The 12473-nt window shown below is 69.2% G+C and carries 11 protein-coding genes and 1 pseudogene; 4 read left to right on the top strand and 8 right to left on the bottom strand.

From position 1 onward, the window contains the following. From QN152_02610 to QN152_02600, 3 genes and pseudogenes are all read right to left on the bottom strand, one after another. Positions 1 to 782: DNA methyltransferase (locus QN152_02610; protein ID MDR7538408.1), on the bottom strand; the 782-nt coding region annotated here is incomplete at its 3' end. Positions 783 to 807: 25 nt separating this feature from the next. Beyond that, positions 808 to 1602: pseudogene (locus tag QN152_02605) on the bottom strand (class I SAM-dependent DNA methyltransferase). 364 nt (positions 1603 to 1966) lie between these two features. Further along, on the bottom strand, positions 1967 to 2440 hold the full coding sequence (locus QN152_02600; protein ID MDR7538407.1) for a DDE-type integrase/transposase/recombinase: 474 nt from the start codon (positions 2438 to 2440) through the stop codon (positions 1967 to 1969). A 690-nt stretch (positions 2441 to 3130) separates the two neighbouring features. On the opposite strand from QN152_02600, the gene QN152_02595 reads away from it, so the two are divergent. After that, positions 3131 to 3733: a protein-L-isoaspartate(D-aspartate) O-methyltransferase gene (locus QN152_02595; GenBank protein MDR7538406.1), complete on the top strand. Its 603-nt coding sequence runs from the start codon at positions 3131 to 3133 to the stop codon at positions 3731 to 3733. Here QN152_02595 and QN152_02590 read toward each other — a convergent pair. Next, positions 3687 to 6131, bottom strand: a complete 2445-nt coding sequence (locus QN152_02590) for a hypothetical protein (protein ID MDR7538405.1) — start codon at positions 6129 to 6131, stop codon at positions 3687 to 3689. The genes QN152_02595 and QN152_02590 overlap by 47 nt on opposite strands. Before the next feature lie 33 nt (positions 6132 to 6164). On the opposite strand from QN152_02590, the gene QN152_02585 reads away from it, so the two are divergent. From QN152_02585 to QN152_02575, 3 genes are all read left to right on the top strand, one after another. Further along, the gene (locus QN152_02585; GenBank protein ID MDR7538404.1) at positions 6165 to 7226 is read left to right on the top strand and encodes a methionine synthase; all 1062 of its coding nucleotides are present in this window, start codon (positions 6165 to 6167) and stop codon (positions 7224 to 7226) included. A 155-nt stretch (positions 7227 to 7381) separates the two neighbouring features. Continuing rightward, on the top strand, positions 7382 to 8356 hold the full coding sequence (locus tag QN152_02580; protein ID MDR7538403.1) for a DUF72 domain-containing protein: 975 nt from the start codon (positions 7382 to 7384) through the stop codon (positions 8354 to 8356). A gap of 1 nt (position 8357) precedes the next feature. After that, positions 8358 to 8537 carry a hypothetical protein gene (locus tag QN152_02575; protein ID MDR7538402.1) on the top strand — a complete coding sequence of 60 codons (180 nt, stop codon included), beginning with the start codon at positions 8358 to 8360 and terminating at the stop codon, positions 8535 to 8537. A gap of 5 nt (positions 8538 to 8542) precedes the next feature. Here QN152_02575 and QN152_02570 read toward each other — a convergent pair whose 3' ends face one another. The 4 genes from QN152_02570 to QN152_02555 form a co-directional block, all read right to left on the bottom strand. Next, the gene (locus tag QN152_02570) at positions 8543 to 9562 is read right to left on the bottom strand and encodes an ABC transporter permease subunit (GenBank protein ID MDR7538401.1); all 1020 of its coding nucleotides are present in this window, start codon (positions 9560 to 9562) and stop codon (positions 8543 to 8545) included. Further along, positions 9552 to 10493, bottom strand: coding sequence for an ABC transporter ATP-binding protein (locus QN152_02565; protein MDR7538400.1), 942 nt, complete (start codon positions 10491 to 10493; stop codon positions 9552 to 9554). The genes QN152_02570 and QN152_02565 overlap by 11 nt, the downstream gene beginning before the upstream one ends. Before the next feature lie 16 nt (positions 10494 to 10509). Continuing rightward, positions 10510 to 11673, bottom strand: a complete 1164-nt coding sequence (locus tag QN152_02560; protein ID MDR7538399.1) for an NEW3 domain-containing protein — start codon at positions 11671 to 11673, stop codon at positions 10510 to 10512. Positions 11674 to 11827: 154 nt separating this feature from the next. Continuing rightward, entirely contained in the window at positions 11828 to 12472 is a 645-nt protein-coding gene (locus QN152_02555; GenBank protein ID MDR7538398.1) for a LysE family transporter, read from the bottom strand. Between the last annotated feature and the right edge of the window lies 1 nt (position 12473).

The following is a 12473-nucleotide window of genomic DNA, read 5'->3' as shown; positions in this document are numbered from 1 at the left end:
ACAAAATTCTCCGCCCCGAACACCTCATCCATAAGGGAGCGCACACGGTGCAGATTCTCGTCGCTGATCTGCACGAAGATGCTGCCGCTCTCGGTCAGCAGCTCTCGCGCCAGCAGCAGCCGGTCGCGCAGGTAGGTCAGGTAGGAGTGGATGCCCAGTTCCCAGGTGTCGCGGAAGGCGCGGATCTGCTCCGGCTCGGCGGTCAGGTCCTCGTCCTTGCCGTCCTTCACATCGCGCTTGTTGACGAAGGGCTGGAAGTTGGAGCCGTACTTGATGCCGTAGGGCGGATCGATGTAGATCATCTGCACCTTGCCGGCCATGCCTTCTTTTTCAAGGAGCGAGTTCATCACCAGCAGGGAATCGCCGGCGATCAGGCGGTTCGACCAGCCGTGGGCGTGCTGGTAGAACTCAATCGCCTCGCGCAGAGGTTCCTGGCGTTCGACCTCGAAAAGTGGGAGTTGCGCCGCCCTGCCGTTACCGTTCCGCTTGCGCACCGCTTCCAGAATGGTGCGCGGCTCGATCCGCTCGTGCACGTGCAACGAGACCGTCGGCACCTCGAACGACGTGTGCTCGGCCTTGCCCGCCCAGACCAGTTGGGGGTCCAGGTGCGGGTCGTAGGCGTAGCGCTTCTTCTTCTGCCCGGCGTCCGGGTCGGTCTCCGGCGTCACCAGCCCCACCGGCGGGTTGTTGAGCCGCTCGGCGCCCTTGTGTTCGTAGGTCTCGATCGGGCGCTTGTGGTTGGCCTTCGCGCGGGTCACGTTTGTCTTTTTCTTACGGGGCATGGGTACCTCCCGAGATCGCCATCTCGCGGATGGCGAGGTTCATCTTGGCGAGCCGCCAGGTCGTGTAGTTGGACTCCTGGCCGTAGATCGAGATGTCGGCGCGGGCGCGACCGCCGTTGCCGTTGCCCGTGGCGTGGGCCTGGATGAACTCCACCGACTGCACGAACATGCCCGCCGAGCCGCAGCAGGGGTCATAGACGCGGCCGCGGTAGGGCTCGAGCATCTCGACCAGTAGCTTGACCACACAGCGTGGGGTGTAGAATTCACCCCCCTTTTTGCCCTCGGCGCTCGCGAACTGCGCGAGGAAGTACTCGTAGACGCGGCCGAGCACGTCCTTGGCCCGCGCCGTCTCGTCGCCGACCTGGATGTTGCTGATCAGGTCGATGAGCTGGCCGAGGCGCGTCTTGTCGAGCGCCGGGCGGGCATAGTCCTTGGGCAGCACGCCCTTGAGCGCCGGGTTGGCGCGCTCGATGCCGGCCATGGCGTCGTCCACGAGCTGGCCGATGGTGGGCTGGCGGGCCTGGGCCTTGAGGTGCGACCAGCGCGCCTCGGGCGGCACCCAGAAGATGTTCTGCGCGCGGTACTCGTCGGGGTCTTCGGGGTCCGCGCCCTTCTTCATCTCCGCGATGAGCCGAGCGTGCTGCTCCTCGAAGGCGTCGGAGATGTACTTGAGGAAGATCAGGCCGAGGACGACGTGCTTGTACTCCGCGGCGTCCATGCTGCCGCGGAGCGCGTCCGCCATGCGCCACAGTTCGGCCTCGTAGCCGACGGTGGCGCCGGTGGCATTCGCAGTGCTCGCGTTGTTCTTTCGCTTGGCCAATGGCTACCTCATCCGATCGTTGCGCTGCGGCAGTTCTCAGGGGCGTCTAACGAGAATTAGGCAGACCTGCCTAGTACATCCAACACAGCGAGTCTCGCAGTCTAGCACCTGTCGCCTTTCTCTCCTTGATCCCACCCGCTTCCCTAGTGAGTCTCGCCCGCGAACCAGCTACCCGGCTCCGTGATAGGCAGACCTGCCTAACCCGTCCTGCCCCGACCTGTGGCGACCGCCGGCATGCCAGCTGTCTTTGGCCCCCATTATCGCGCGCCGGCGTTGCCGCTGCAATCCCGTGTACTGCCTCAGTAGATCCGAGACACTTCCCCCCTCCCATGGTCAGTGGTCGGCCCGGCAGCGGGCCAGGAACTCATTCGGGGCGAGGTAGCCCAGCGCCTGGTGCGGCCGGAGGCCGTGTAGATCGCCTCGTGTTCCCGCAGCAGGGCATTGTGAAGGGCCAGGTCCTGGGGACCTCCACCAGGTCGTAGAACTCTTCCTGGCGCGTCCGGTGCGCCCGCTCCACATGCCCGTTCAGCCGGGGGCTGCGCGGGGGCAGCACGAAGAGCTGGATCCCCAGGGCCTGACAGGCCTGCTCGAAGTGCGCCTTGAACTCCGAACCCCCATCGATCTGCAGCGCCCCGATGGGAAACCCCATCCGCGGCAACTCCTGGCGCAAGAAACGCTCGGCGGCCGCACTGGTCCCCCGCTTGTACGCCGCCACCACGTCCTTGCGGCTTACTGCGTCCCGCGCCGTGAAATGCGCCCGCTGACATTCCGGGTACAGGGTGATCGGAGTCGTGTCAACCTGCACCATGTCCCCCGGCCGCTGCGGGCGGTATCCCATGGCCGCCGTCGCGCGTAGCGCCGCGCCATCTGCGCCCGTCGCCGCTGTTTGTGCGGTGCAGGAGGTATTCAGGGCAGCGGTCCAGGTCCAGCGGTGCCAGTGGCATAAGCGGGAGAACGTGTCGGCCTACCTGCCCAAGGGCCAGCAGAAGACCTGGCGGACAAACTGCGACGGGCGTACGAGCAGCCGACCTATGCGGAGGCTAAGGGGCAACTGATGGCTCTCCAGCGGGTCGAAACTCCGGCGAGCGATACAGCAAGCCATGGGGAGGGAGGTGACAGCGGCGTGATCATGCCGGCGCCTTCCCGAATCTCAATGAGCTTTGGTATTGACTCAGAAATTGAGGAGGTGATCTCATGAAGGCGAGAGAGGGTATGGTGAGCTTCACTCGCCGGGTACTGCGTACCCTTTTTGTTGTCTTTCTCCTTCTCATCCTACATGGCACCGGCATCTCGCAATCAAAGAAGAAGCTCATAGACGGAGATGGCGAGTTGCTTCTGTGTCAAGAACACGAGCCCTGGGACCCCCTCGAACGCCGCGTGCGAGCCAAATCAGCTCCCGCCACCTCTGGCGCGGGTGGTGACCCTGGCGCTGGCAATCGCGGCCGTTCTGGGCACCGGTGTTTCCGCGGCGTCTCCTGGGGCAACGCCGGCGCCCTCCCCCGATGCGTACGCAGCCCAGCGGCAGCGGATGGTGGAAGAGCAGATCAGGTCCCGCGGCGTCACCGATCCGCGTGTGTTGCGGGCCATGCTCACCGTGCCCCGCCACCGCTTCGTCCCCGACGAGTACCTCTCCCAGGCGTACGCCGACAGGCCCCTGCCCATCGGGTACGGCCAGACCATCTCCCAGCCGTACATCGTGGCACTGATGTCCGCGGAGGCCGACGTCCGGTCCGGCGAGCGCGCTCTGGAGATCGGAACCGGCTCGGGCTATCAGGCGGCCATCCTGGCCGAGCTGACTGACCAGGTCTACACCATCGAGATCATCCAGCCGCTGGCCCGCGCGGCTGCCAGGAGGTTGCGGGATCTGGGCTACGTCCGCGTGCGTACGCGGATCGGGGACGGATACCTGGGGTGGCCGGAGGCCGCTCCTTTCGACGCGATCCTGGTGACCGCCGCTCCGGATCACGTCCCGCCCCCGCTACTGGCTCAGCTCAGGGAAGGTGGCCGCATGGTGGTCCCGGTGGGCCCCCCTGGCCTGGTGCAGACCCTGTGGCGGATCACGAAGAAAGGCGGGAAGCTGGAGTTCACCAACCTGGGGTCCGTGCTCTTCGTCCCCCTGGTCCGGCCGTAGCCACGGACCCCGCGCCTGCGGCCATGGCCACGAGCCCGGCGCCCAGGTAGACCAGTCCGCCCAGGACCAGCACGGCCCGGAACCCCCACTGCAGCTGGAGGATGGCCGCGACCACTGCGCCCACCACTGAGGCGCACCCGTTGATGCCCCACGCCCAGGGGACGAGTGCGGCTTCGTGGACCCCGAGGAAACGGATCCCGGCCGGAAAGGGCATGCCCATCAGGATCCCCAGCGGTATGACGGTGGTGCCGATGACGGCCACGCGGGCAGGGGCGGGCAGGCCGAGGCCCGCCTGGAGGACGCGGGGCAGGGTCCAGGCGACCAGCACGATGGCCGCCGCAAGCAGCGGGAGCACAACTGAGGCTGCCGGGCGCCAGCGGCTGCCGGCCAGGCTCCCCAGCCCGGAGGCGACAAGCAGCATGGCGAGGATGGCCGCCACGGCATACGTGGGAAACCCCAGCAGGAGGACCATCTGCTGCAGCAGCGGGACCTCGACGAACAGGTAGGCGAACCCCAGGGCGAGGAAATAGGCGAGGACCCCCGCCCGAGGCAGCCGGCCCGCCGCTGGACCGGACGTGGCAGGGAGGCCGCCCGGGCGCAGGCGCAGCGGCGCCAGGATCAGGCCGGCGGCTAGCGTGCCGAGGACGAGAAGGAGGGCGAGGAGCACCAGGTACCCGCCCCCGCCGAAGGGCTGCCAGGTACGCCCCAGGCCGGCCAGGATCTGGGGGACCTGGCTCCAGCGAAAGAATTGGAAGAAGAACGGCCGGTCGTCGCGGATCGGGCCGACCTCGAAAGCGTACCTGCGCAGGAAGGTGCGGCGCTGTTGGGGGTCCAGCAGCGCGGTGAAGGCCTCCCGGTGCATGTCCACGGGCAGGACGTGGTAACGGTTGGCCAGGGCGGCGGGGAGGCCCGGGGCGTAGGTGATATCGAAGCGTCGGGCGGAGGCAAACGCGCGCAGCGCCGCCACATCGCTTGCGGTGAATCCCCCGGGCTTGACCAGGACGGTGAGGGTGTTCAGCGACCGGAGTGCGGCCAGACGATCCGCTGCCGGCTGCCCGGCTTCTTCCAGCGCCGCCACCGCCGCCGCCCACACGCGGACCTCCTCACTCGGCGGGGTCTGGACCCAGCGGGAGACCACGAGTACCCCTCCCGGGGCCAGCCTCCGCATGTAGTCGCCGAAGGCCTCAACGGTGTAGAGGTAGTGCTCGGCCATTGAGTACGTCCCGGAGGCGACCACCTGGAAGGACTCCGGAGGAGGGACCTGGATGACCTGGAACCGCCCGGGACTGCGGCGCAGGTAGGTACGGGGGGCCTCGGTGACCACGCGGACCCCGCCCCGCCCCCGCGGTCGCAGCACCTCTCCACCGAAACGCCGCGCCGCCTCCACCAGGAGTGAGTTGCCCTCGACCACCGTCACCGAGGAGGCGCGGTGGGCGAGAGCACTTAAGACCTCCAGGCTGACCCCCACGACCAGGACGCGGCCGGAGGTCAGGCGGTAGGCTGCCGCCGTCGGGAGGTAGTCGGTGAAGGCGGCGTCGACCGCGGCGGGCAGCGCGCGCGGGCCGTCCCCGTCCACGGTGGCGCCCGGCAGGGGCGGGGCTGCTCCGGGGTACAGGTAGCTCAGCCCGGGGGCAGACCGCAGGGCGGGTGAGCGCACCACGTCCACGCGCGAGACCGCATTCCGGCCGGTGTACTCGACGCGCGCGTCGGGGAGGCGTCGCAACTGGTTGAGCGCCTTGTACGGGGAGAGGGGGAGGTCTGGCGGTAGCACCACCGCTCCGGCCGCGGCCGCCACAGCCAGCAGGGCTGCGGCGACGGCGAGCCGGGTCGCTGAGGGCGCACCAGGCGCGGGCCTGGCCGCCCCCAGGACCCCGGCGCCAGCAGCCGCAACCGCAGCCGCTGCCACCATGCTCCCGGCCCCGCCTAGCTGGAGCACCACGGTCGCCGCAGCGGCACCCCATGCCGCGCCGAGGAACGAGGCTGCGTAGAGCGTGTTGGCCCGCTCCGGGAACGCAGCGAGCAGGACACCCACGGCGAGACCCACTCCAAGGAACGGCAGGATCAGCGCCGTTACCTGCGCGGCCAGGTAAAGGAGCTGTCGCGGCTGCAGGGCCAGCAGGTAGGCGTCGAACGGGACCAGCGTGAGGACCGCCAGAGCCAGGGCGACTGCGGGCACCACGGCCAGGGCGCTCCACGCTGCCGTCCACAGGGGCGACCGGAGGAGGGCCGGGACGACGGCCAGAGCCGTGCCGCTGGCCCCAAAGCCCAGCAGACCGAGCCCCACCGCCATGAAGGCGAAGTGGTACCACTGAGTGACGGAGAAGACGCGGGTCAGCGCCAGCTGCAGCAGCAAACCCGCGGCGGAGACCAGGGCGATGCCCAGGTGGCCGTGGTTCACGCTTGACCGCATAGCCACAAGTCTATACTAGGTGTGAATCCGTACCTGGGCTCTGGCATGGGCGCGCTCCCTCCTTTCCTTCCTACGGCCGTGGGCAGTCTGCCGCACACCGACCCCGGGGCGGCATGCGACCTGGTCGTGCGATGGCTCCCGGAGCTTCCCGCCTGGCCCCAGCTCCCCCGGCGGGACGCGCGGGAGCGTCTGCCGGCGCAGTTTTGCCGCGGCTTTCCCGGTGTGGTCTTGGAAGGCGGCCGCGTCTACGTGGATCGGCGGCAGGACCTGGACGCCGGTCTGGAGCGTTTGTACGCCCGCTACCTGAGCAAGGAGTTAGAGGCATCGGCGCTGGACGGGGACTTCGCAGCCGGCCTGGAGCGCTTCCTCACCCTGCGTCCAGAGTCGGCGCTGGCGGTGAAAGGCCAGGTTCTCGGTCCGGTGAGCTGGGGGCTGACCGTGACCGACCAGGACAGGCGCGCCCTCCTCTACGACGAGATGCTGGCGGACGCGGCGGCGCGGTACCTGCACCTGCAGGCGGCCTGGCAGGAGCGGGCGCTGCGGCGTCTTTGTGCGCAGACCATTATCTTCGTCGATGAGCCCTACCTGGCGGCTTTCGGCTCGGCGTACCTGGCAGTGGAGCGGGAGGAGGTCCAAAAGCTTCTGGAAGAGGTGCTTGCCGGCATCGAGGGGCTGAAGGGGGTGCACTGCTGCGGGAACACGGACTGGTCCCTGCTATTGGAGACCTCGGTGGACATCCTCAACTTCGACGCCTACGACCACGCCGAAGCCCTGTCGCTGTACCCGCAGGCGCTGCGCGCCTTCCTGGACCGGGGCGGGATCATCGCCTGGGGCATCGTGCCCACGGGCAGCGACGCCCAGGTAATGGCGGAGAGTGTGGGCAGCCTTACCGAGCGCCTCTGGGGCGCGCTGCGGCTCGTGGCCTCCAAGGGCGTCCCCCTCGACGACCTCCTGGCCGCCTCCCTCCTCACCCCGGCCTGCGGGTTGGGGACGCTCTCCGAGGCGGCGGCCTCGCGGGCCCTGGAGCTGTTGTCTGGTGTGTCGGCGCAGATGCGCAAGACACTTGGAGGTGAACCCCCGTGAGAAAGAAGGCGCCGCCGCGGGGGCAACCGGGCCGGATCATGCGCGAATTCCCGGAGGTGCTCCCGCCGCAGGATGCAGATGCCGGGCCGCAGGAGCCGGTTGCCTGGCCGGAGCCGCAAAGGGGCACACGTGGCACCTGGGCGAAGCCGCTGCAGATGGGTCGTGCCGCGGTCTACGCCGGAACCTGCTCCTGGGCGGACGCGCACTTCGTCAAGGAAGGCGGATTCTACCCCAAGCCTGTGGCCGATCGGCCGGCCGCCCGCCTGCGCTTCTATGCCACCGTCTTCCCCACGGTGGAGATCGACGCCACGTACTACGCCCTGCTGGATCCGCAGATGGCGGACCGCTGGATCCAGTGGACGCCGCCGGGATTCGTCTTCCACGTTAAGGCTTTCGGCCTCTTCACCGGTCACGGTGTAGACCCGCGGCGGTTGCCCCCGGAGATCCAGCGCCTCCTGCCGGCCGAGGCAGCCGCCATGCGGCAGGTCAGCTTCCGGGAGGTCTCGCGCGATGCGGAGGAGGCGTGCTGGGCGCACTTCACCGAATTCGCCCGCCGGCTGCACGAGGCTGGCCGGCTCGGCTACATCCTCTGCCAGTTCCCCCGCTGGTACCTCCCCTCCCCCGGCCTGTTCCGCCGCCTGGGGCAGATCCGCGGCCGGCTGCCGGGATACCGGGTGGCCGTGGAATTCCGGCACCGCGCCTGGGTGGAGCGGAAGCACCGCGCCGCCCTGGAGCAGACGCTGCGGGAGCAGGACCTCATCTACGTCGTCCCCGACGAGCCGGACCTTTCCTGGACGGTGCCCCCGGAGGTGATTGTCACCTCAGACTGGTCTGTGGTCCGCTTCCACGGCCGCAACGCCGCGGCCTGGAGCCGCCGCGGCGCCTCCACCCACGAGGTCTACGACTACCTGTACTCACGGGAGGAGCTGGAACCCTGGGCCGGGAAGGCGAGGGAGATCGCCCGTCAGGTGGACCGGCTCTACCTGATGTTCAACAACCACTACCGCGGTTCGTCGGCCAGAAACGCGCGGATGATGCTGGAGCTGTTGGCCGCCCCAGATGGAGCGAGCGATGCGGTGAGGGATGCTGAGGTGGGTGCGGAGATACGCCGGTGTGAGGAGGAACCCTGAAATGGGCGCCGACCCCAGGGTACGGGAGCTGCGGGTGCGGCGACACCGGAGGCGAAAGATCGCCATGCTGCTGGCGCGCCTGCAGAAGGCGCAGGGGCGGGACGAGCGGGAGAAGCTCGTAGGAAAGATGATCAAGCTGGCGCCCTGGCGCGCCGCGGAATTCCGCCGGTTCCTCGGGTAGCCGCCCTACGCCCTGATCTCCTGGCGCTGGAACAGCACGTACGCCCCGGCGAAGAGCAGCAGCAGTGCGGCGATCATTCCGGTGAACTGCGGCCAGCTCAGCAGCAGGCTCTGCGACAGGGGCAGGGGGGCGTTGCGCACCATAGAGAGCGCCTCCAGGGGCGTGACCAGCACCGGCCCCAGGGCCCGCAGCTCCGGGTTGAGCAGGCTGAGCAGGACCTCGGAGTACAGCGTGTTGGGGGAGAGGCGGGAGAGGGCCAGCCGGAGCTGGTCCTGCGCCACCGCGCTCAGGGGGTCCTCCGCCGGGCGCAGCACCTGGGCCACTACGCCGGGGATGATGGGCCAGAACAGGACGAAGAAGAGCCACACCCCCAGCGCGGCCAGGGCGGAGGTGGCGGGAGCGCGGAACTGCACGGAGAAGAACATGGCCACGGCCAGCCAGATACCGCCGTAGGCCACGGTGGCAATGAAGAAGAGGAGCCCGCGCGCCACCTCCTCACCGCCGGGGATCACTCCCAGGCGGAAGATGCTCAGGCCTGTGACCAGCAGCCAGAGGGCCAGCAGGGAGATGGCCAGGGTGAGCAGCCCCGCCAGGAACTTCCCCGCCAGCAAAGCGTCGCGGTAGATGGGCTGGGAGAGGATCCGGCTGAGAGTGCGGCGGTTGTGCTCGCCGTTGACGGCGTCGAAGCCCAGTCCGATGCCGGCCAGCGGGACCAGGAAGCTCAGGAACAGGACGAAGGAGTAGTCCAGCTCGCCGATGCTCTGGGTCAGGGTGAAGATGCGCAGGAAGAGGAAGGGATCCTCCTGCGCGGCCTCGCTTACCGAGCGGATGGTCTGAATCGCCGCCACCACCGTACCCAGCGCGGTGAGCAGGATCAGCCCTTCCAGGACACGCATGCGCACGCTGGCCAGGTGGTCGGCCAGCTCCTTGAAGGTAACCGCCCACAGCCCGGTCCAGGGCGACCCCTCCCGGCGCGGTCCGGCACGACGCCTCCACCAGGGCATTGCCCGCTGCTCAACGGTCATGGCGCACCTCCTGGAAGTACCGCGCGTAGACCTCGTCCAGGCCCAGCCGCTCCAGCCGCAGGCCAAGCAGTGTCCCCCCGTGGGCGACCACCCGCTGCGCCACCGCCCCGCGAACATCGGCGCGGGCCTCCACCAGGTAGCCGCGCGGCGGGTCGGGCCGGACCTTGAGGACGCCGGGGATCCCCGCCAGGGCGCCTTCCAGGCCGGGGCCGCGGCCGTCCACCTCCACGCGGATGCGGTAGGCGCCGCCCAGGATCTGCTCGGAGAGACCCTCCACGGTGCCCTCCAGCACCTTGCGCCCGTTGGCGAAGAGCCCCACCCGGTCACAGACCGCCTGCACCTGGTGGAGGAGGTGGGAGGCCAGCAGCACCGTGAGGCCGTCGGCCTTCAGGCCGCGGATCATCTCCAGGAACTCCATGGCCCCCTCCGGGTCCAGGCCCATGGTCGGCTCGTCCAGGATGGCCACCTTCGGCCGCTTCAGCAGCACGTCGGCCAGACCGAGGCGCTGCCGCATGCCCCGGGAGTAGGTCCCCACGCGGTCGTCGGCGCGGGCGACAAGGCCCATCCGCTCCATCACGTCGGCGATGCGTCGCTCAGCCTCCGCCCGCGGCAGGCCGTTTAGCTGCGCGGTGTAGCGCAGGTTCTCCCTGGCGGTGAGGTCGTCGTAGAAGCCGACAGAGTCCGGCAGGTACCCCACGAGCCGCTTTACCGCCAGCGGGTTGCGCGAAGGGTCCTCCCCCAGGACGCGCACCTCGCCGGCGGTGGGTTCGGTCAGGCCCAGCAGCATCAGGATGGTGGTCGTCTTGCCCGATCCGTTGGGTCCCAGCAGACCGTAGACCTCTCCGCTGCTGATGGTCAGCGTCAGGTCCTCTACGGCCGTGACCGGGCCGTAGCGCTTGGTCAGTCCCCGGGTCTCGATGACCGCGGTCATGGGAGGACCGGTACCCTCAGCGCCGCCCGTAGCGCGAGACGGCCAGGCTGACCACGCCCAGGGCCACGGCCACCAGCAGGATGCCCACCAGGCCCCAGATGGTGGAACGGTAGACGGTGACGCGGAAGTCTACCGACGAGGAGGCCTCCCCGGCGCTGGCCCGCAGGTTGACCATGTAGTCGCCGGCCACCGCCCGGGCCGCGGGCTTGATTGTCGCCGTGATCTCGCGCTCCTGGTTAGGCGGCAGCTCGTCGATACGCTGCGGCTCGAATTTGACTTCCCAGCCGGTGGGCTCCGTCGCCGAGAGCTCCACGTCCCGCGCCGCAGCACCGCCCTGGTTCTTCACCACCAGCTTGAACGGTGTGGCCCGGTTGGCTACGGCGCGCCCGGAGAGCCGGCCGTCGGGGGTAGTCAGGGAGAGGTCGGCGCGACCGGTGACCTCCAGGCCCAGCTTGACCTCCGCCCGGGCTTCGCCGGCGGCGGCCGTCACCGTGATGTCATAACGACCGGCGGCGGTGTCGCGGGGCAGGCTAACCTCCGCATCCAGGTCCTTGGACTCCCCGGCCTTCACCGGAAGGCTGGTCACCTGCTGGCTGGCAAACGCCGGGGTGAAGGTCACCTGGAAGCCCTTCTGCGCGCGTGCCTCCAGATTCACCAGCAGGTCGCGGTCGCTCTCGTTCTTCAGCGTGAGGCGGTAGCGGAAGCTGGACGTGGCCGGTCCGCGCAGCACCGGCAGTTCCGCGGTCAGCCCCAGGTGCGGCGGCAGGACCTGGCCGATGGTCAGCGTCAGCGGAAGCTGCGCTGTGGCCGCCTGCCCCTGCGCCGTCACCAGGAAGCGGAAGCTGCCGGCACCTGCCCCGGCAGGGGGATCGAGCTGCAGGGTGACCGTAGTCTCCTGATCCGGCTCGACGAAGACCGCAGTGACCGGGCGCCCGCCGCCCAGGATCGTGGCCTTCCATCCTCGCGCCGCCTCCGCCACGCGCAGGGAAACCACCTGCGGGGGCAGGCCGAAGTTCTTGAGGGTCAGCGTCAGCGTGACGCGCTCCCCCGCGCGCACGGTCTGTGCGGGATAGGGAGTGGAGAGGGAGAGCCCGCGGAAGCTCGTGGCCGGCGCCGCCAGGGCAGGTCCCGTCTGCCCCAGGAGAATTGCCACAAGAAGGACGGTCAGGAGTCGACCCATATACCACCTCCGAGGATGAGCACGCACACCTTCAGCGAAGATGCGCGGCCGGTACCACCATGCCGTCCGGCCGAATTTCCCGTCTCTTTAATTACGCGCGCCGCGGCCGTTTGGCAAGGTGGGTTTGCGCATTGCATGCTGCTGCCGAGGGCCTCTACCGCGTCAACAAGTCGACGCCGGAGTAGACAAAGTACGCACTCAACCCGACAAGGAAGATCCCGCACCCGCCCAGCACCACCCTGAACGCTGCAGGGGGGAAGCGGCGGCGTCCTTTGCCTGCGGCCAGCGCCAGGAAGCTGTTCCACCCCAGGTCCAGACTGACGTGGCCCAGGAAGAACAGGCCGGCGACGGCCAGCGGCCCGAAGCGCGAGAAGCGGCCGAAGAAGGCTGCGCCCACCGTCGCCCACCACAGGAGCCAGTACGGGTTGGAGATGGTGGTGAGCAGGCCGGCCTGCACCAGCGAGCGATCCGCCGCACCGCCGTGCTCCTGTGGTGAGGCCAGGCGGTCGCGCCAGGCCGCCGCGGCGATTCCCCAGCCCATCCACGCCAGCACCGCACCGCCCAGGATGCCGATGGTCCCCACCACCGGCGGCTGCTGCAGTGCCCGGCTCATGCCCAGGACCAGCAGTGCCACCATCACAGCTTCGGCCGCCGCGTGCCCGACGGTGAGCAACGGCCCGGCCAGCGGGCCGCGGCGCGTCCCCTCGGTGACCGCCATAGCCGAGACGGGGCCAGGCATCATCACCCCGGAGAGGCTGACCAGCCACCAGGAGAGCGAGATACCCACAAGCTCCCACATC

The sequence above is a fragment of the Armatimonadota bacterium genome, from assembly GCA_031459715.1.
In the GTDB taxonomy this organism is placed as follows: domain Bacteria; phylum Sysuimicrobiota; class Sysuimicrobiia; order Sysuimicrobiales; family Humicultoraceae; genus Humicultor; species Humicultor tengchongensis.
This window is presented reverse-complemented; position numbering and strand designations above follow the sequence as displayed.